This is a genomic window from Blastomonas sp. AAP25, assembly GCF_001295965.1.
Lineage (GTDB): Bacteria > Pseudomonadota > Alphaproteobacteria > Sphingomonadales > Sphingomonadaceae > Blastomonas > Blastomonas fulva.
This window is the reverse complement of record NZ_LJHP01000023.1, coordinates 46,078-66,458: the sequence shown is the minus strand read 5'-3', so window position 1 is coordinate 66,458 and position 20,381 is coordinate 46,078. Positions and strand designations below refer to the sequence as shown.

Here is a 20,381-nt window from a genome sequence, read left to right as displayed (position 1 = left end):
AGCCCCGGACGCGTGCACAACAGCCCTGCGCAGACCATCACCATCGATCCTGAAACCCGCGCCGCACAGCGCAGCGCGCTGCTGGTCGACTTCGACGGAACGCTGGTCGATATCCGCAGCACGCCCGATGCGGTCGAGGTCAGCCGCGTGGTGATCGATGCCATCGCCGGGGCCTCGCGGCGGCTCGGCGGGCGGATCGCGATCGTCAGCGGCCGCTCGATCGCGCAGCTCGAGGCGCTCTGGCCCGGCGCGATGCCCGAGATGGTGATGGCGGGAAGCCACGGACAGGAGCTCAAGGTCGAAGGCGCAGTACAGGGCCCGGTGCACACCGATCTGTTCGCGCGGATGGCCGAGGCCGCCAGCCGCCATTTCGGAAACGACGCCGGGGTCGTGATCGAGGAAAAGACCTTCGGTCTTGGCGTGCATTACCGCCAGAATCCGGCGCAGCGTGATGCGGTGCAGTCCTGGGTCACGGATCGGGCGCGCGAGCACGGGCTGTTCATCCAGCAGGGCGACATGGTGTTCGAGCTGCGACCGCGCGGCGCCGACAAGGGCGATGCGGTGCGCGCGATCATGGCGCTGGACCGGTTCAGCGGCAGCCGTCCGGTCTATATCGGTGATGATCTGACCGACATTCCCGCGTTTCAGGCGGTGCAGGCGCTTGGCGGCCATGCGATCAGCGTCGGCGAGCGCACTGCCGCGCATTCCGACGAGCAGGTCGGCGATGTTTGCGCGGTGCTGCGACGCATCGGCGAGATCGCGGCATGAGCGCTGCCCCCGACACCGCAGACGTCAAGGGCGACGCGATGAACCTGTGGCCGATCGGCAATTGCGAGATCGCAGCCCTGATCGATTCCAAGGCGTCGATCCGCTGGGGGTGCCTGCCGCGCTTCGATGGCGATCCGGTGTTCTGCTCGCTGCTCGAGCCCGAAAAGGACCACGGCTTCTGGGACGTGCTGCTCGAAGGCTGCACCCGGATCGAACAGCATTATGTGCGCAACACGCCGGTGTTGGTCACGCGGATGAGCGCGGATTGCGGCAATGTCATCGAGATCGTCGATTTCATGCCGCGCTACCAGCGCCATGGCCGGATGTTCCGCCCGGTGGCGATCGCGCGGATCATCCGCGTGATCAGCGGATCGCCGCGGATCGCGGTGCGGCTGCGTCCGGCGCACAGATGGGGCGCTCAGACACCCGCGCAAACATCGGGGTCCAATCACATACGTTATATCCTCGATGACCATACCCAGCGACTGACCTGCAACGCCCCTTTGGGCTGGATCAGGAACGAGACGATGTTCCGGGTGGAAAGCGACCTGTATTTCTATTTCGGCCCCGATGAAGGGTTCGATGCCGATCTGCCCGCGACGCTTGAGGCGATGCTGGAGCAGACGGTGTCGACATGGCAGCACTGGGTGCGCGGGCTGCATCTGCCGCTGGAATGGCAGGATGCGGTGATACGCGCCGCGATCACGCTCAAATTGTGCCAGTATGAACAGACCGGCGCGATCGTCGCGGCGCTGACCACGTCGCTTCCCGAGCACGCCGATTCGGGGCGCAACTGGGACTATCGCTTCTGCTGGATCCGCGATGCGTACTTCACCGTCCAAGCCCTGAACCGGCTGGGCGCGCTAGATGTGCTCGAATCCTATCTGCATTATCTGCGCAACATCGTCGATGCGGCGCGCGGCGGGCATATCCAGCCGCTCTACGGCATCGGTGGAGAGGCGCAGATCGAGGAACACATCATGCCCGCGCTGAAAGGCTATAAGGGGATGGGGCCGGTGCGCAGCGGCAACCAGGCCTATGAGCAGATCCAGCACGATGCCTATGGCCAGATCATCCTGTCGAGCGTGCAGGCGTTCTTCGACCAAAGGCTGCTGCGCCGCGCGACGGTGCAGGATTTCGAGGCGCTCGAGGCGGTGGGCCACCGCGCCTTCGATGTCTTCGATACCCCCGATGCAGGCCTGTGGGAGCTGCGCACCCGCAGCCACATCCATACCTATTCGGTGGCGATGTGCTGGGCGGCGTGCGACCGGCTGGCCAATGCCGCCAACGCCATCGGCCGCAGCGAGGCATCCAAATTCTGGCAGGACCGCGCCGACCATATCCGCCAGCATATCGACGATCATGCCTGGAGCGAGGAGGGTGACCATTATTCGGCGGTGTTCGGCGAACGCACGCTTGACGCCAGCCTGCTGCAGTTGCTCGACCTCAAGTTCGTCCAGGCCGACGACCCGCGCTTCATCACCACGCTGGCGGCGATCGAGGCAGGCCTCAGGCGCGGCAGCCATATGCTGCGCTATGCCGAGGAAGACGATTTCGGCATGCCCGAAACCGCGTTCAACGTGTGCACCTTCTGGCTGATCGAGGCGCTGCACGCCACCGGACGCGACGCCGATGCGCGCGTGCTGTTCGAGGAGATGCTCAGCCGCCGCACGCCTGCAGGGCTGTTGTCCGAAGACATCGACCCGCGCACCGGCGCCCTGTGGGGCAATTACCCGCAAACCTATTCGCTGGTTGGGCTGATCCAGTGCGCAGGCATGCTCTCCCGGCCCTGGAGCGATGCACGATGAGCCGACTGATTGCCATTTCCAACCGGGTGCAGGCAGCCCAGGCCGGAGAGAATTCGAACCGGGGTGGTCTGGCAGTCGCGCTTTCGGCAGCATTGCGGGCGAGCAACGGCATCTGGTTCGGCTGGTCGGGCGAGCAGACCGACGAGTTTTCCGGCCAGATCAGCTTTCGCCGGCAGGATGGCGTCGCGACAGCGACGATCGATCTGGAAGCGCAGGATATCGAGGAATATTACAACGGCTTTGCCAACCGCACGCTGTGGCCGCTGTTCCACTACCGGCTCGACCTAACCGAGATCGCGCGCGACTTTGCCGGGGGCTATGCCCGGGTCAATGCGCGCTTTGCCGATACCGTCGCTCCGCTGATCGAGCCCGACGACATGATCTGGGTTCACGATTATCACCTGATCCCGCTGGGCAAGGGCCTGCGCGACCGCGGGTTCGAGAACCGGCTCGGTTTCTTCCTCCACACCCCCTGGCCGCCCGCCAGCCTGATGGTGTCGCTTCCCAACCATCGCGAGCTGGTCGCCAGCCTGCTCAGCCACGATGTCATCGGCTTTCACACCGACGAGTGGCGGGCCTCGTTCATCGACTATATCGTCACCCATCTCGACGCCCGGATCGAAGGCGAATTCGCGCATTATGACGGCCGGGTAACGCGGTTATTGGTGTGCCCGATCGGTCTGGACACCACCGAATTCACCAGCGCACTGGGTACGCCCGCCGCGCTGAGCGCCGAAGAACGGCTGATCACCAGCGCGGTGGGGCGCCAGGTCATCGTCGGGGTGGACCGGCTCGATTATTCCAAGGGGCTGCAGGAGCGGTTCCTTGCCTATGAGCAATTGCTCAATGTCCGTCCCGATCTGCGCGAAAAAGTGTTCATGCTGCAGATAGCGCCGCCCTCGCGCGGCGACGTCGCGAGCTATCAGCAGATCCGCGCCGATCTCAACAGCCTGTCGGGCGGGATCAACGGCGAGTTCGCCTCGATCGACTGGGTGCCGGTGCGCTATGTCAACAAGGGCTATGCGCGCGAGGAGCTGTTCGGCATCTACCGTGCCTCGCGGGTCGGGCTGGTCACCCCCTTGCGCGACGGGATGAACCTGGTCGCCAAGGAATATGTTGCAGCCCAGAACCCCGAGGACCCGGGCGTGCTCGTGCTGTCGCGCTTCGCCGGCGCCTCGGTGCAGCTCGATGCGGCGCTGATCATCAACCCGCACAGCAGCGAGGACATGGCCGATGCCATTTCGCGCGCGCTTGTCATGCCGCTCGAGGAGCGCAAGGAGCGGCACGCAGCCATGCTCACATCGGTGGTGAAGGAGGACGTACGCTGGTGGAGCGCCAAGTTCATCGCCGCGCTGGCGGAGCCCGAGCCGCAGGAAGATCGCCCCAAGCTGGCGCTGGCCTCGAGCAAGCCTTGATGCAGAACCAGCGGGTCAGCGCGCCCGTTCGCTGAGCTGGCGTTCCCAGGCGAGGGCATGCGACACGATGGTGTCGAGATCATCGTGCTGCGGGGTCCAGCCGAAGCGTGCGCGGATTGCGCGGTTGTCGGCGGTGAGCGAGGCGGGGTCGCCCGCGCGGCGGCCCTGCAGCACGCGCTCGATCTGGCGGTTGGTCACCCGGTCGACCGCATCGAGAACCTCGAGCACCGAATAGCCATGGCCATAGCCGCAGTTGAGGATGTGCGAGCGCGCAGGGTCCTCGATCAGCGCCTCGAGCGCAAGCACATGTGCATGCGCCAGATCGCTGACATGAATATAGTCGCGCACCCCGGTACCGTCGGGGGTATCGAAATCGGTGCCGAACACGCCGACATTGTCGCGCTTGCCCAGCGCAGCTTCGACCGCGACCTTGATCAGGTGGGTCGCGCCTGCGGTCGACTGGCCGGTGCGCGCCTGCGGATCGGCGCCCGCGACGTTGAAATAGCGCAATGCGCAGTAGTTGAAATCGTGCGCCGCCGCGCAATCGCGCAGCATCCACTCGGTCATCAGCTTGGATGTGCCATAGGGATTGATCGGCACTTGCGGATCGGTCTCGGCGATCGGGCCGTCGCTGTCGGGCGTGCCATAGGTCGCCGCGGTGGACGAGAAGATGAAGTGCCGTACCCCGCCGGTGATCGCCGATTCGATCAGCGCGCGGCTCTTTACGGTGTTGTTGCTGTAATATTTGAGCGGATCGCTGACCGATTCGGGCACCACCACCGATCCTGCAAAATGCAGGATCGCGCCCACCTTCTGCTCGGCGATGATCTTTGCCAGCAGCCCGCCATCGGCGATGTCGCCTTGGAAGAACGCGACACCTTCGGGCACCGCCCAGCGGAATCCGGTAACCAGATTGTCGATCACCGCGACCATCCAGCCTGCGTCCAGAAGCGCGAGCACGGCATGGCTGCCGATATAGCCCGCGCCGCCGGTGACGAGGATGCTGTGCTGGCCCTTGAAGCTGTCGATCGCGCTCATCGGCATGCGCCTCAGTGTCCGGCCTGCTCGCCCCGCTCCAGGCCGGAGGCGGCAAGCTGTTCGTCGATCTGCGCCATCAGCCGCTCGAGCCCGGCCTCGTCGCGCGCTTCGGCGCGGGCGACCAGAACGTCCTGCGTGTTCGATGCGCGCAGCAGCCACCAGCCGTCTGCGGTGTTGACGCGGGCGCCATCGGTGGCGTTGACCGTCGCGCCGCTCGCCGAAAGCCGTTCGAGCACCTCGTCGATCACCGCGAACTTGCGGCTCTCGTCGACCTGGAAGCGCATTTCAGGCGTGTTGATCATCGGCGCCATGTCACCCCGCATCTCGGTTACCGACTTGCCCAGTACGGTCTGCGCCTCGATCAGCCGGACCGCGGCATAGAGCGCGTCGTCATAGCCATAATAACGGTGCTTGAAGAACACATGGCCGCTCATCTCGCCCGCCAGCGGACAGCCAGTTTCCTTCATCTTGGACTTGATCAGGCTGTGCCCCGTCTTCCACATCAAAGGCACGCCGCCCAGCTCGCTCACCCGGTCGAACAGCGCTTGGCTGGCCTTCACATCGGCGATGATCGTGGCGCCGGGCAGGTCTTTCAGCACCACTTCGGCGTAGATGCTCAGGAGCTGATCGCCCCAGATCACGCGGCCCTGGCCGTCGATCGCGCCGATCCGGTCGCCATCGCCGTCGAAAGCCACTCCGAAATCGAGGTTCTTTTCCGCGACAAGCGCCTTCAGGTCAGCGAGATTCTTCTCTTCGGTGGGGTCAGGATGATGATTGGGAAAATTGCCATCTACTTCGGTAAACAGCGTGAAGTGTTCGCCCGGAAGCCGGCTGACCAATCTTTCGACCGCAGGGCCAGCCGCGCCGTTGCCGCAGTCCCAGCCGACCCGCGCCGCAGCGCCGCCAAAATCCTCGACCAGCCGGTCGACATAGCGGTCGAGAATGTCGATCTGCCGCGAGGTGCCCGTGCCCGCGTCCCAGTCGCCCGATGCCGCCATCTCGCCCAGCTTGCGGATATCCGCGCCGAAGAACGGACGGCCCTGAAAGACCATCTTGAAGCCGTTGTAATTGGCGGGGTTATGGCTGCCGGTTATCTGAATGCCGCCATCCGCCTCTTCTAGCACCGCTTCGGCATAATACAGCATCGGGGTGGGGCCCATGCCGACGCTGATCGCGTCGATGCCGCTGTCGTTGAGGCCGCGGATCAGCGCGGCTTCGAGCATCGGTGAGCTCACCCGGCCGTCATAGCCGACGACGACGCAACTGCCGCCGGCGCGCGCGATCAGGGTCGCAAAGCCGCGGCCGATGGCATAGGCGTCCGCATCGCTCAAAGTCTCGTCGATGATCCCCCGGATATCGTATTCGCGCAAGGTGGTGGGATCGAACTGATGGGTCATGGGAAAAGGTCTTCCGGAAATGTCAGGCGTGTAGCCATAGGACGTCTTGGGGTGCGAACCGTTGCTGCGGCACTACTGACAAATTGACGTGAACTCAATTGGCTTGGTGGCGCCCGGGCGCCGCGAACCACCGGCTTATGGCCTGGGCGATGCGGGCGGAACTGTGGCCATCGCCAAACGGATTGTGCGCCTGCGCCATGGCGGCATAGGCGGCCGGGTCGTCGAGCAATTGCGTGGCCTGCGCAACGATGGTCGCGCGATCGGTGCCGACCAGTTTTGCGGTTCCCGCCGCCACACCTTCGGGTCGCTCGGTGGTGTCGCGCATCACCAGCACCGGCTTGCCCAGAGCGGGCGCCTCTTCCTGCACCCCGCCGCTGTCGGTCAGCATCAGCTCGGCGATCTGCAGCAGCCGGGTGAAGTTGAGATAGTCGAGCGGCTCGAGCAGCGCCACATTGTCCAGCCCGCCCAGGATCGGCAGCATCGCCGCGCGCACCTGCGGGTTCAAATGCACCGGGAAGATGATCGCTACATCGTCGCGCGCGGCCAGATCGCGGATGGCATGCGCGATGTCATCCATCCCGCTGCCGAAATTCTCGCGCCGGTGGGTGGTCACGCCGATGATCCTCTTGCCCGCAAACCGCACTTCGACCGGCGCGATCACCGATGCCTGTGCGGGATCGTCGGCCAGCTTCGCGGTGACCCAGTGCAGCGCATCGATCACGGTGTTGCCGGTGACGAGGATCTTGTCGTCGGGCACCGCCTCGCGGCGTAGGGCGTTGGCGGCGGTCTCGGTCGGGGCGAAGTGCAGATCGGCAAAGCCGCCAATGATCTTGCGGTTCACCTCTTCGGGCCAGGGGTGATAGATGTTGCCCGAGCGCAGACCCGCCTCGACATGCGCGACGGGGAGCTTGCGGTAATAAGCGGCGAGCGCGCCGCACATCGCGGTCGCGGTGTCGCCCTGGACGATCACCATGTCGGGCTTTTCCGCGTCGAGCACCGCGCCGATGCCGGTGAGCAGCCGCGCGCTGATCTCGTCGAGGCTCTGCCCCGGCTGCATCAAGGCCAGGTCATGATCGGGCACAAGCCCGGCGATTTCGAGCACCTGGTCGAGCATCTCGCGGTGCTGGCCGGTGACCAGCACGACCGGCTCGAGCCCGTCAGCCTCGTTCAGCGCCGCGATCACCGGGAAGAGCTTGATCGCTTCGGGACGGGTGCCGAAGATCACCATGATGCGTCGCGACCCGGTCTTGCCTTCTGTCATCTGCATTGCCCCCCGTTGACCCGCAGCTCAGCGGCCGACACTGACATAGGTGAAGCCCGCCGCCTTCATCTGCTCGGGCTTGTAGATGTTGCGCAGGTCGACCAGCGTGGTGCCGCGCATCGTGCGGAGCACGCGCGGCAGATCGAGCGCGCGGAACACGTCCCATTCGGTGACGATCACCGCGCAATCGGCCTGGTCGAGCGCCTGATAGGTGCCCGCCGCCATCGTCACCCCCGGCATCAGCGCGGTGGCTGCCTCCATGCCCTCGGGGTCATAGGCAATGACTTCGGCACCGGCGTCGATCAGCCCCTGCGCGATCACGATCGCGGGCGCGTCGCGCATGTCGTCGGTGTTGGGCTTGAAGGTGAGGCCGAGCAGAGCGATGCGCTTGCCTTCGACATCGCCGCCCATCGCCGCGATCACCTTGCGCGCCATCGCGCGCTTGCGCAGGTCGTTGACCCGCACCACCGCCTCGACGATCTGCAGCGGTGCCTCATGGTCCTGCGCGGTCTTCATCAGCGCAAGCGTATCCTTGGGGAAGCAGCTGCCGCCATAGCCCGGCCCTGCGTGCAGGAACTTCGACCCGATCCGGCCATCGAGCCCGATCCCGCGCGAGACGTCCTGCACATTGGCGCCCACCTTCTCGCAAAGATCGGCCATCTCGTTGATGAAGGTGATCTTGGTCGCGAGAAACGCGTTGGCGGCGTATTTGATCACTTCCGACGTGCGCCGCGAGACGAACAGCAATGGCGATTCGTTGAGGAACAAGGGCTGGTAGATCTCGCGCATGTATTCGCGGGCCCATTCGACCTCGGTGCCCACCACGATGCGGTCGGGGCGCTTGAAATCGCCGATCGCGGCGCCCTCGCGCAGGAATTCGGGGTTCGAAACCACCTCGAAATCGGCGTCCGGGGCGGTATGGCGGATGATCTTCTCGACCTCGTCGCCGGTGCCCACCGGGACGGTCGACTTGGTGACGATGACGCAGCGTTTGCGGATCGATTCGGCGATCTCGCGCGCGGCATCACGGACATAGCTCAGGTCCGCAAAGCCATCGCCGCGGCGCGAGGGCGTGCCCACCGCGATGAACACCGCATCGGCATCGGCGACGCTTGTCGGCAGATCGGTCGAGAACGACAGGTTGCCGGCGCGGACGTTCTTGTTGACCAGCCCTTCCAGCCCCGGCTCGTAGATCGGCATGACTCCGGCGAGCAGCGACTCGATCTTGGCGGGATCCTTGTCGACGCAGACCACGTCATGGCCGAAATCGGCAAAGCATGCCCCCGATACCAGGCCGACATAGCCCGAACCAATCATTGCAATCTTCATGTCAGGATAAGCTCCAGAGCGTCTTTGCCCCGTCTAGTTGCCGCCAGTGAGGGCGTCAAATGTTCAACGGGCGGGCGATTGACCGCGCCTGATAGCGGCAGAATGTTGCAATGATCTGAACGGCGCGGCTGCGTCTGCCAGAGGGTCAGAGCGGCTTTTCGTAGATCACATATTCGCGGTTCACCTTGCTGTCGATCGCATCGGCAATCGCGACCATGCCCTGGTTGTCCTCCAGCACCCAGCCAAGCTCGCCGCGTACCGCGCCATATCTGCCCACCGCCTCGATGCGGATCGTCTCGATCATCATGAACGCCATCTGCGCCGCGAGCCGAGAATTCTGCAGCTCGGTGCGCACCCCCATCAGCGGCACGCGCACGCTGGGCGAGCGGCAATCGCGCAGCCACCAAAGCAATTTGGCCCAGCCGAACGGCAGCAGCGAACCCTTGAGCGGCGCGGTGACCGCGTTGACATCGGGCAGCGTCATCAGGAACGCGACCGGGCGCCCGTCATATTCGGCGATCATGATCAGGTCCTCGCGCACCAGCGGGCGCAGTTTCTTGCCGATATAGGCGATCTCCGCATCGGTGATCGGCACGAACCCCCAGTTGTTGCCCCATGCCTCGTTGAGGATCTCCAGGATGATCGCCGCCTCCTCGTCGAACCTGCTCTTGTCGACCTTGCGGATGTGGATGCGATCGTTGCGGTGGCCCGATGCGACGATCCGCTGGATCAGCGGCGAAAACCCGCCGACGATCGGCAGCTCATAGGTCAGCAGCTTCTTCGCGGGGGCATAGCCCATCGCCTCGATCCAGCCGCGATAGGCGCGGTTGTGGTGTCCCATCATCACCATCGGCGGTGTCTCGAAGCCGGCGGTCAGCAGTCCGGGCTCGTCCCAGATCGACAGGCTGAGCGGCCCCAGCGCGCGGGTCATCCCCTGGTCCCGCAGCCAGCCCTCCGCCGCTGTCAGCAGCGCGCGCGCGACCTGTTCGTCGGCGGCCTCGAACATCCCGAAATTGCCCGTGCCCGGCCCCATGCCCTGGCTGACCGGCTGAGCGAGCGCGAGATGATCGATATGCGCCGAGATCCGCCCCACCACCTTGCCGCCGCGCAGCGCGATCATCGGCTGGACGGTGGCGTGGCCATAGAAAGGGTTCTTGGCCGGATCGAACATCTCGCGCATTTCGGTGCGCAGCGGCGGCACCCAGGCTGGGTCCGACGCGTTCAGCGTATAGGCAATTTCGATGAATGCCTTGAGCCCCGCCTTGTCATTGACCGGGCTGACCCTTATTTCACCTGGGTTCGTCAACGCCGTTTCCTTGTCCGGGCCGCGACCTCATCGGGGTCCGGCCATGTGCGAAGCGTTCTTTGTCGCCCGGCCATGATCTGTGTCAAGGACATGCGGGCCAGATGTTGCCATGTTGCTGCCATCTTGGTCTGGCTTAAGCAGGCACTCACAAGCAGGATTTTTATGGCAAGCAGCTTTCCATTGACCGGCCCTGACGCCTCTGCATCGCAGGGTACGACCAGCGCGCGGGTCGTCGGCCAGGTGCCCGACGACATGGCGATGATCCGCGCGGCGGCGAGCCTGACGCGCGATCTCAACGCCGCGCGTCCGGCGATCTACTGGACCGATCTGCTGGCCTCGGTCGCGATCGGCTATGGCGGCCTGGCAGGCGCGATCCTGGCGGATTCGACCGCGCTCGCGGTGCTGTGCGGGCTGGTCGCGGTGCTGGCGCTGTACCGCGCGGGCAGCTTCATCCACGAACTCACCCATTTGCGGCCCGATGCGGTGCCGGGCTTCAATGCCGGGTGGAATGCGCTTGTCGGCATTCCGCTGCTGATCCCCAGCTTCATGTACGAAGGCGTGCACAACCTGCACCACCAGCGCCTGCGCTATGGCACCGTCAAGGATCCCGAATATCTGCCGCTCGCGCTGATGAAGCCGTGGACGGTGCCGCTGTTCGTCGCGGTGGCCGCGCTCGGTCCTGTCGGGCTGATCATCCGCTATGGCGTGCTTTCGCCATTGTCCGCGCTGATCCCGCCGCTGCGCCGCATCGTCGTCGAGCGCTATTCGGGGCTGGTGATCAACCCGGCATTCCGCCGCGTGATGCCGGAAGGTCCTGCCCGCCGCCAGTGGCTGGTGCTCGAGACGCTTGCCAGCGTCTGGGCGATGAGCCTGATCGCGCTGGTCGCGACCGGGACGATCCCCTTGCGCGTATTTCTGATCGGCCTGGCCATCGCATCGGGCACGATGGTGCTTAACCAGGTCCGGACCCTGGTCGCGCATCTGTGGGAGAACGAGGAGCAGGTGATGAGCGTCACCGCGCAGTATCTCGACAGCGTCAATGTGCCCCCGCCCGGCCTGCTGCCCGAACTGTGGGCCCCTGTCGGCCTGCGCTATCATGCGCTGCACCATCTGCTGCCCGGCGTGCCCTATCACGCATTGCCCGAGGCGCATCGCCGCCTGTCGCGCGAACTGACCGGCGCCTCGACCTATGCGCTGGCGAATTATCGCAGCCTGTCAGGCCTGGTCGGTCGTCTGGTCCGCAGCACCTTCCGCACCACCGCGCGGCGCTAGTTTCGACCGTCATCCCCGCGCACGCGGGGGCGACGGTCAGCTTTCAGCCGAGCCCGAGGCCACGCCCCGCTTGCGCGGCTTGCGCTGGCGATCGACCATTTCGGGTTCGACCGGATCGCCCAGCACCGCGAGGCCCTGGCCCAGCGCCACGCGCTCGTCGAACACGAAGCAGCCGCCGGAAAACAGCGACTCCTCGGCGGGCACCTCCTCAAGATATTTGAGGATGCCGCCCTTGAGGTGATAGACCTCGTCGAACCCTTTTGCGCGGACATAGGCGGTGGCCTTCTCGCAGCGGATGCCGCCGGTGCAGAACATCGCGATCTTCTTGCCCGACGCCTGCAGGGCCGCGGCCTGATCGTCGAACCAGGCGGGGAACTCGCTGAACCGCTCGGTCCCCGGATCGATCGCATGGACAAAGCTGCCCTGTTCGACCTCGAAGCTGTTGCGGGTATCGATCACCACCGTATCGGGATCGCTGATCAGCGCGTTCCAGTCGGCAGGGTCGACATAGGCTCCCTGGCCGTGCACCGGATCGATGTCGGGCACGCCCATGGTGACGATCTCGCGCTTCAGCCGCACCTTCATCCGGCGGAAGGGGGCAGAGCGCGCGCCCGAATACTTGACCTCGATATCGGCAAAGCCGGGCAGGCTGCGGATATGGTCGATCGCCGCGGCAACGCCCTGTGCCGATCCTGCGATCGTGCCGTTCACCCCTTCGCGCGCGAGCAGCAGCGTACCGCACAGGCCATGCTGCGCGCACAGCGCCTCGACCGGGGGCCGGACGGCGGCGGGGTCCTCGATCCGCGCGAAGTGATAGAGCGCGGCAACGGTGATCGGATAGTCGTCTGATTGGGTCATGCCCCGCCCATAAGCCACACCGCTGCCCGATGCCAATGCTCAGGCTTGCATGGGGGTGCGGACTGCGGCATGGCAGCGTCCATGGTTCCCCTTTCGTTCGCCGGACAGCAATTTGCGATCGTCGACCGCGCAGGCCTGTACTGGCCCGCGCAGTCCGCGCTGTTCGTCGCCGACCTGCATTTCGAAAAGGCGAGCTGGTATGCGGCATCGGGGCAGATGCTGCCGCCCTATGACAGCGCCGCGACGCTCGACCGGTTGGAAGCCGCGATCGCTGCATGCGGCGCGAAGAGCCTGTGGTGCCTGGGCGACAATTTCCACGACAGCCGCGGCGCGCAGCGGCTGGATGTCCGGCTGGCAGAGCGGCTCGAGAGCCTGTCGCGCCGGATCGCGGTCCACTGGGTCACCGGCAACCACGATAGCGCGCTGGATGCGGGCTTTGGCGGGCAGGTGGTGGACGAGGCGGTGCTGGGCGGCCTCGCGTTGCGGCACCGCGCCGAATCAAGCCGCAGCGTGCCTGAACTTTCGGGGCATTTTCACCCGCGCCTGAGGGTGCGGCTGCGCGGCCGGATGGTGTCGCGGCCGTGCTTCGTACGCTGCGCCGAGCGCTTGATCCTGCCCGCCTTCGGATCGCTGACGGGGGGAATGGATGCGGGCGATCCGGCCATATTGGGGGTAATGGGCGAGGCCCCCCAGGCGGTTGTCGCTACGGAAAGCAAGGCCCTGGCGTTCTATCTTCAAAAAACCGCAGATTTGCGCGCCTGACGCGCCCCCCGGGCGTGTGTTGCGTTTTTGCGACAATCGGCTGCATTTTTGCGGGAGACCCGCGCAAATGCTGGATTTGAGGCCGATTTGGTCTAACGTGAGCGTCAAGGCGGCAAAATAGCCGTCACGCTGAACCAAATCAGGAGAGAGATATGCCCAAGCGTTTCGGCACCACCAGCCGTGTGTCCCTCATGCTTTCCGCCGGCCTTGTCGCCATGGCCAGCCCGGCCCTCGCTCAGGAAGCCGCAGGCGAAGACGGCATCAACGACAGCAACACCATCGTCGTCGTCGCCCAGGGTCGCGAGCAGCTGCTCTCCGATGTTCCGGTCGCGGTGTCGGCGGTCAATGCCGAAACGCTCGAAAACACCGGCGCCAACGATATCCGCCAGCTCAACCAGGTCGTCCCCTCGCTGCTCGTGTCCTCGACCGGCAACGAAGCGAACGGATCGGCGCGTATCCGCGGTATCGGTACCGTCGGCGACAACCCGGGCCTTGAAAGTTCGGTCGCGGTGTTCATCGACGGCGTCTACCGTTCGCGTTCGGGCATCGGCCTCAACGAACTGGGCGAGATCGAGCGGGTCGAGGTCCTGCGCGGACCCCAGGGCACGCTGTTCGGCCGCAACGCATCTGCCGGTATCATCTCGATCTATTCCAAGAAGCCCGAATTCGAATTCGGCGGCTTTGGCGAGGCGACCTACGGCAATTTCGACAACATCCGTCTGCAGGCGGGCCTCACTGGCCCGATCACGCAGGATCTGGCCGCCCGCATCGACGGTGTCTTCGAAAAGCGCGACGGCTTTCTGCAGGACGTCACCAACAACATCGATCTGAACAACCGCAACCGCTATTTCGTCAAGGGACAGCTGCTGTGGGAGCCCACCGACGAGGTGTCGTTCCGGCTGATCATGGATTATACCAACCGTGACGAACGCTGCTGCGGCGCGGTATATCTCGGCCGGGACTTCAACCCGCTGATCGGTGACCTCAACAACCCGTCGGCGCCGCTGACGCCGCTCCAGGCCAATGGCAACAACATCATCAACGTGCTGCGCGATCTGGGCCAGCCGCTCAACTCGTTCAACAACCCCTTCAGCCGCCAGACCAACGTCACCCGCGGTCGCAACTACAACGGCAGCACCAAGGACGGCGGTATCTCGCTTGAGGTCAACTGGGACATGGGCGGCGCATCGCTGACCTCGATCACCGGCTACCGCGAGTACAAGAACAGCCAGGCCGGCGACATCGACTACAGCGCGGTCGACATCCTGTATCGTTCCGATGACGAGGACGCGCAGTTCCGCCAGTTCAAGACCTTCACCCAGGAACTGCGGCTGCAGGGCGAGGCGTTCGACGGCAAGCTGGACTGGCTGGTCGGTGCCTATTATGCCGACGAAGACCTGACCGTCCGCGACAATCTGCGCTTCGGCAACCAGTACGGCCGCTTCGCGAGCTGCCGCCTGATCTCGGGTGGCGGTCTGGCAGGCCTGTACTCGCCGAACTCGCCCGGTTGCGTCGGTGCTCGTCCCGCGCTGTTCGGCGCGGCCTCGCCGATCATCTTCGGAGCGCTCGACCGGCTCGACAGCATCAACGATCGCGGTTCGATCAGCGATCGCTATTTCCAGAACAGCCGCAACTATGCGTTCTTCACCCACAACATCGTGCACATCACCGACCGGCTCGATCTGACGCTGGGCCTGCGCTACACCAACGAGCGCAAGCGCTTCAACGCGACCTTCAGCAACGACAACACCGCGTGCGTCCAGAACCAGGCCGCACTGACCGGCTTCCTCACCAACCCGGCGCTCGCTGCGGTGGCAGGCGGCATCATCGGCCTGTCGTGCCAGGGCAACTCGACTGCGGAACTCAACGGCGTGTCGATCAACGATCGTCGCAGCGAGAACGAGTTCACCGGCACCGCGGTGCTGTCGTGGAAGGTCACCGACGATCTGCTGCTCTATGGCAGCGCCTCGCGCGGCTACAAGGCTGGCGGCTTCAACCTCGACCGCTCGGCGCTCAAGGGCCCGATCGTTGCGCCGCTGGGCCAGGTTCCCACCACCACCTTTGCTTCGGTCGGCGGTGCGCAGGCGCTGGTGCGCAACCTGCAGTTCGACCAGGAAATCGTCGATGCCTTCGAACTGGGCATGAAGTATTCGAGCGGTCCGCTGACCGTGAACCTGGCACTGTTCCGCCAGCAGTTCGAGAACTTCCAGCTCAACACCTTCAACGGAACCGTGTTCCTGGTGCAGACCGTCAATGGCTGCTCGGCCAACCTCAATGGTGCGGATCGTGACCAGAACCTGTCGCCGGCCGGCGCGAACTTCAACGCCAACGCCGCGACCACCGGCGCGTGCGCACCCGGCGACACGACCTATGGCGTAGTCGCGCAGGGCGTCGAACTCGAAGCCTCGATCAACCCGGCACGCAACTTCACCGTCAACGGCGGCGTGACCTATGCCCAGACCAAGTATCGCAACAACCTGGTCGGCAACAAGACCGGTGCTGCGCTGGATCCGGCGCTCCGCCTGCTGCCCGGCGACAACCTGTCGAACGCGCCCGAGCTGACGCTGACCGGTTCGATGGCCTGGACCCCGGATATCGGCGACAGCGGCCTGTCGGGCCTGGTCTATGTCGACACCCGCGTCACCGAGGGCTTCAACACCGGATCGGATCTGTTCCCGCAGAAGGAACAGCCCAGCTTCGTGGTGGTCAACGCCCGTGTCGGCCTGCGCGGACCCGATCAGAAATGGGCGCTCGAACTGTGGGCACAGAACCTGTTCAACGAAGATTTCACCCAGGTCGCGTTCAACAGCCCGTTCCAGGCTGGCGGTACCGCGGCACCGTTCGTCGATCCGCAGTTCCCCGTTGGTCGCCAGATCTTCTCGGCGTTCCTTGCCGAGCCTCGCACCTATGGCGTAACGCTGCGCACGCGCTTCTGACAACAGCCTCGATCTGACAAAGGGCCCCGTCTGCACGCGCAGGCGGGGCCCTTTGTCGTCCTGGCCTAGCGTGCCGCCTCGCCCCGGCCGTGGCGCGCCAGCGTGACCACCAGCACGGCCACCGAGCCCGCCATCAGACCGGCGGCAAGCACGAAGGGCGCACCGGGAAACAGCAATCCGCGATCATCGGCATAAGCGGCGAACACCCCGGTCATCATCGGCGGGCCGATGATCGCGGTGAGGCTGATCACGCTGGCGATCGCGCCCTGCAATTCGCCCTGAGCATCCTCGGCCACGCGCGGGCTCATCAGCTGCTGCATGGCGGGAAAGCACATGCCCGGAACGCAACCGATGACCATGCCCAGGATGACCACCGGCGTGCTGGGCGCAAACGCCAGGATGAGGAACGAGGGCACCGCAAAGCTGAGGCTCACCGTGGCGGTCCGCACCGGGCCGAAGCGGGCGATCATCCGGCCCGAGAGCACGCCCTGGGTGAGCACCAGCAATGTTCCGAACAGCGCCACGGTCATCCCCGTGATCGCGGGCGTCCAGCCGAACTTGAGCGTGCCGTAATATGCCCAGACCGACAGCTGCGACTGGCTGGCGAGCTGCATCAGGAAAATCGCGCCGAGGCATCCGATGACCAGCGGGATCCGCGCCATGCGCACCAGCGTGCCGAACGGGTTGGAGCGGAAAGGATCGAACCGCCGGCGCTGCGCGGGATCGAGTGTCTCCTCGAAGCGCAACAGCCCGAACACCACCCCGATCAGGCAAAGTACAGCCGCCGCGATGAACGGCAGCCGGTCGCCGAACTGGCCGATCAGCCCGCCTATCGCCGGGCCCAGCACGAAGCCGGCAGCGCCTGCGCCCCCCAGCATCCCGAAGGCGGCGCCGCGGCGTTCGGGCGCGATGCTGTCGGCAATGCAGCTGTTGGCGGCGGCATAGCTTGCCCCCATGATGCCAGACACCAGCCGTCCGACGAACAGCCAGGTGATATCGGGCGCGGCGGCCATCAGCGCGTAATCGACGCCCAGCAGCGCGAGAGTCGCGAGCAATACGGGTCGTCTGCCGAACCGGTCGCTGAGGCCGCCGATGACCGGAGCGAACAGGAACTGCATCGCGGCATAGGCGAACAGCAGCCAACCGCCGAGCATCGCGGCCCGGTCGATGCCTTCGCCGGTGAGCTGCTGGATCAGCGAGGGCATCACCGGAACGATGAGCCCGATGCCGGCCATGTCGATGAACACGATTGAGGCCAGCACCACAAGGTTGCGATTGATCACGGCGGACCTTCCTGGAGATAACGGAAAGTCTCGGCCTGTGGACCGCGGCCGAGTCTGGAAACGAGAGCAGCCCGATCAACCACATCGCATGTGTGCGGTCCAGCGCGTTTTGCGCCGGTCCCCGGGCGCTATTCGTCGTCGGCAGCCGCCTGCACCGCGCGTGGCTTGCGGCCCTGCGCGATGACGTACCATTCGCTGCTGGCCTTGCGGCTGGCAGGCGGCTTGGCATGCTTGACCGATTTGAAGTGCTGCTTGAGCAAGGCGAGCAGCTCGTTGTCGGTGCCGCCCGCCAGCACCTTGGCAACGAACGCGCCGCCTTCTGCGAGGTTATCGACCGCAAAATGCGCCGCAGCTTCCACCAGGCCCATGGTGCGCAGATGGTCGGTCTGCTTGTGGCCCACGGTGTTGGCCGCCATGTCGGACAGGACAAGGTCGGGCTGCGCGCCCAGCGCCTCGATCAGCGTGTCGGGCGCATGGTCCGCCATGAAATCCATCTCGAAGATGGTGACGCCCTCGATCGGGTCGACCGGCAGCAGATCGATCCCCACCACGGCGGCCTTGGGGTTGATCCGCCGGATCAGCTGCGCCCAGCCGCCCGGGGCAATCCCCAGATCGATGATGTGCCGCGCTTTGCGCACCAGCGAGAACTTTTCGTCCAACTCGACCAGCTTGTAGGCCGCGCGGCTGCGATAGCCGTCGGCCTTGGCCTTGCGCACATAGGGGTCGTTGAGCTGGCGCGAGAGCCAGCGGTTGGACGAGGCGGTGCGGCCCTTGGCGGTCTTCACCCGCTGGTGCAGTGCATCGCCATAGCGTCCGGTGGGCTTGCGCGCGCTTGAGCCGGGCACCTTCTTGCTGCCGCCGGTACCGCTGCCGTCCTTGCTTCCGCCGTCCTTGCTTCCGCCGCCCTTGCTTCCGCCGTCCTTGCCGTCGCTACCGCTCATGTCCTGCTTCCGTGTTGGGCCTGCGCGGTCGGGGAGGATGGCAGCGGCGCATCGCGGCCCATCAGCGCGCGCAAAATGCCCTCGCGGATGCCGCGGTCGGCCACGCCCAGCCGTACCGCGGGCCAGATGTCGAGAATCGATTCGAGGATCGCGCAGCCCGCCACCACCAGATCGGCGCGCTCCTTGCCGATGCACGGCAGTTCGCGGCGCTGCTGCAGGCTCAGCCCCGCGAGCCGGGCGCTGATCGCGCGCATCGATTCGGACGGCACGATCAGCCCGTCGATTGCATCGCGGTTGTAGCAGGGCAGGTCGAGATGCAGGCTGGCAAGCGTCGTCACCGTGCCGCTGGTGCCCAGCAGCCGCCGGTCGTCGTCTGCCAGCTGCGGCAGGCGCCGGGCGAAGGGGGCAAAGCTTTCCACCACGCGCGCGCGCATCCGGCGATACGCCGCATCGCGGGCCTGTGCGTCATCGGGGTCGAACGATTCGCTCTCGGTCAGCGTCACCACGCCCCAGGGCACGCTCATCCAGTCGAGGATGTCGGGCACCGGTCCCGAGCTGTCGACCAGCACCAGTTCGGTCGATCCGCCGCCGATGTCGAAGATCAGCGCGGGGCCGTCGCCGGGCTCGAGCAGGATGTGGCAGCCCAGTACCGCCAGCCGTGCCTCTTCCTCGGCGGTGATGATGTCGAGCACGATGCCGGTTTCGCGGCGCACGCGCTCGATGAAATCGGGGCCGTTGCTCGCCTTGCGGCAGGCTTCGGTCGCGACAGAGCGCGCCAGTGCGACATGGCGGCGGCGCAATTTGTCGGCGCAGATCGACAAAGCTGCGACCGCACGGTCCATCGCCGCATCGCTCAGCCGCCCGGTCTGGCCAAGGCCTTCGCCCAGCCGCACGACTCGCGAGAACGCATCGACGACGACAAAACCGTCGGCCGCCGGCTTGGCGATCAGCAGTCTGCAATTGTTGGTGCCAAGGTCGATCGCCGCATAGGCGCGGCGCGCGTTCCAGTTGCTGCGGTCCGCCATGCGGCCGTGCGTGGCGTTGCCCGGGCCATGACCGGCCTGTTTCGTGCTGCGCTGTCTTGCCGCATTCCGGCCACCGATGGCGGGTTTCGCCAGTTCGCCCGAGGCTGCCCCTGGATCGTCAGAGTGCGGTGCCGACGGTTCAGCCTGCGGCAACGGTGTCGATCGCTCCACCATGCCAAGTTGCTCTTTTTTCTCATCCGGTCCTGCCCGCGCGGCCAATATGCCCGCGCATCGCCGGTACTTGGGGCCAAGGCTAGCCAATATGGCGCTTCAGCGCAAGCACGGCGCCCATGCTGCCCCTTTTTGGGTCTTGACCCTCTTTGCCGAGACGCTTAATGGCGGGCGCTCCATTGCCCCTTCGTCTAATGGTAAGACCACGGACTCTGACTCCGTTAATCAAGGTTCGAATCCTTGGGGGGCATCCAATTTTCCCGATATATATTGAATAACCAGCGCATGATGTTCGCCGTTTGCACGGCTTGGACGCTTGCTCCAGATCACCACGCATTTCCGCTCGTTTCCAGGCGGTGGATGGTGTTCCAGCAGTTCCCTGCAGCAACGATACGGCATAACCCCAAGCGCGCGATCTGATTCGCGGCTGCCGTGATAGCCAAGCTTGATCTGCCCGAAGCCTGAGCAGTCCAGGCCGTTACGGTCCAATGTCCCTTAAGTGGTCCCGAACACTTGTCGCGTCAGAACCTCTGCGAAAGAGTGATTTATCGGCCGGTCGGAGGGCCGCTCAGCAGGGAAGAGGCCATCTTTCCACCCTGTCGTGCCACCGTTCGTTCCCATATCAGCAACTTCGTTCCTCGAATGGATCATTCGCGTCGCATATGTCCGAACGCACGCATGCCGGCAACAAACCGCGACTTGCCGCTCCCGTCAGTCAAATTACCCGGCGGTTCGCAAGGGGGCGAGATGTGTTTACGCCAAATCAAGCTTGCAGGTCCTCCAGCCCAACGGCCTGCAACCTGCATCCCAT

General features: G+C 65.2%; 15 protein-coding genes and 1 tRNA gene. 7 read left to right on the top strand and 9 right to left on the bottom strand.

The window, feature by feature from the left end:
* The first annotated feature begins 12 nt into the window (after positions 1-12).
* Genes otsB through IP68_RS15575 form a run of 3 tightly spaced genes read left to right on the top strand, consistent with a single transcriptional unit; the run spans position 13 to position 3,991 of the window.
* Positions 13-768: a trehalose-phosphatase gene (gene otsB / locus IP68_RS15585; RefSeq protein WP_054135934.1), complete on the top strand. Its 756-nt coding sequence runs from the start codon at positions 13-15 to the stop codon at positions 766-768.
* On the top strand, positions 765-2,576 hold the full coding sequence (locus tag IP68_RS15580; RefSeq protein WP_054135933.1) for a glycoside hydrolase family 15 protein: 1,812 nt from the start codon (positions 765-767) through the stop codon (positions 2,574-2,576). Before otsB ends, IP68_RS15580 begins: the two co-directional genes overlap by 4 nt.
* Positions 2,573-3,991 (top strand): trehalose-6-phosphate synthase, encoded by a 1,419-nt coding sequence (locus tag IP68_RS15575; protein WP_054135932.1) that lies wholly within the window; start codon positions 2,573-2,575, stop codon positions 3,989-3,991. Before IP68_RS15580 ends, IP68_RS15575 begins: the two co-directional genes overlap by 4 nt.
* Before the next feature lie 15 nt (positions 3,992-4,006).
* Here IP68_RS15575 and galE read toward each other — a convergent pair whose 3' ends face one another.
* The 5 genes from galE to IP68_RS15550 form a co-directional block, all read right to left on the bottom strand.
* Entirely contained in the window at positions 4,007-5,029 is a 1,023-nt protein-coding gene (gene galE / locus IP68_RS15570; RefSeq protein WP_054135931.1) for a UDP-glucose 4-epimerase GalE, read from the bottom strand.
* A gap of 11 nt (positions 5,030-5,040) precedes the next feature.
* Complete coding sequence (gene pgmG / locus IP68_RS15565; RefSeq protein WP_054135930.1) at positions 5,041-6,426, bottom strand: phosphoglucomutase/phosphomannomutase PgmG; 1,386 nt, start codon at positions 6,424-6,426, stop codon at positions 5,041-5,043.
* A 94-nt stretch (positions 6,427-6,520) separates the two neighbouring features.
* Positions 6,521-7,693, bottom strand: a complete 1,173-nt coding sequence (gene wecB, locus IP68_RS15560) for a non-hydrolyzing UDP-N-acetylglucosamine 2-epimerase (RefSeq protein WP_082382421.1) — start codon at positions 7,691-7,693, stop codon at positions 6,521-6,523.
* Between the two features lie 21 nt (positions 7,694-7,714).
* Positions 7,715-9,016, bottom strand: a complete 1,302-nt coding sequence (locus IP68_RS15555; RefSeq protein WP_054135929.1) for a UDP-glucose/GDP-mannose dehydrogenase family protein — start codon at positions 9,014-9,016, stop codon at positions 7,715-7,717.
* Between the two features lie 145 nt (positions 9,017-9,161).
* Positions 9,162-10,322 carry a hypothetical protein gene (locus tag IP68_RS15550; protein WP_054135928.1) on the bottom strand — a complete coding sequence of 387 codons (1,161 nt, stop codon included), beginning with the start codon at positions 10,320-10,322 and terminating at the stop codon, positions 9,162-9,164.
* Positions 10,323-10,484: 162 nt separating this feature from the next.
* Between IP68_RS15550 and IP68_RS15545 the strand changes: the two genes are divergently transcribed.
* The gene (locus tag IP68_RS15545; RefSeq protein WP_054135927.1) at positions 10,485-11,594 is read left to right on the top strand and encodes a fatty acid desaturase; all 1,110 of its coding nucleotides are present in this window, start codon (positions 10,485-10,487) and stop codon (positions 11,592-11,594) included.
* Positions 11,595-11,630: 36 nt separating this feature from the next.
* Here the strand turns inward: IP68_RS15545 and IP68_RS15540 are convergent, their stop codons facing one another.
* Entirely contained in the window at positions 11,631-12,452 is an 822-nt protein-coding gene (locus IP68_RS15540) for a rhodanese-related sulfurtransferase (RefSeq protein WP_054135926.1), read from the bottom strand.
* Positions 12,453-12,533: 81 nt separating this feature from the next.
* Here IP68_RS15540 and pdeM point away from each other — a divergent pair, with 81 nt between their 5' ends.
* Positions 12,534-13,214, top strand: a complete 681-nt coding sequence (gene pdeM / locus IP68_RS15535) for a ligase-associated DNA damage response endonuclease PdeM (RefSeq protein WP_054135925.1) — start codon at positions 12,534-12,536, stop codon at positions 13,212-13,214.
* Positions 13,215-13,366: 152 nt separating this feature from the next.
* Entirely contained in the window at positions 13,367-16,150 is a 2,784-nt protein-coding gene (locus IP68_RS15530; RefSeq protein WP_054135924.1) for a TonB-dependent receptor, read from the top strand.
* Positions 16,151-16,215: 65 nt separating this feature from the next.
* Here IP68_RS15530 and IP68_RS15525 read toward each other — a convergent pair whose 3' ends face one another.
* From IP68_RS15525 to IP68_RS15515, 3 genes are all read right to left on the bottom strand, one after another.
* Positions 16,216-17,433, bottom strand: a complete 1,218-nt coding sequence (locus IP68_RS15525) for an MFS transporter (protein ID WP_082382420.1) — start codon at positions 17,431-17,433, stop codon at positions 16,216-16,218.
* Between the two features lie 128 nt (positions 17,434-17,561).
* Entirely contained in the window at positions 17,562-18,374 is an 813-nt protein-coding gene (locus IP68_RS15520) for an RlmE family RNA methyltransferase (protein ID WP_082382419.1), read from the bottom strand.
* Entirely contained in the window at positions 18,371-19,573 is a 1,203-nt protein-coding gene (locus tag IP68_RS15515) for a Ppx/GppA phosphatase family protein (RefSeq protein WP_082382418.1), read from the bottom strand. The genes IP68_RS15520 and IP68_RS15515 overlap by 4 nt, the downstream gene beginning before the upstream one ends.
* Before the next feature lie 177 nt (positions 19,574-19,750).
* Between IP68_RS15515 and IP68_RS15510 the strand changes: the two genes are divergently transcribed.
* Positions 19,751-19,824: transfer RNA gene (locus tag IP68_RS15510), tRNA-Gln, on the top strand.
* Positions 19,825-20,381: the final 557 nt, after the last annotated feature.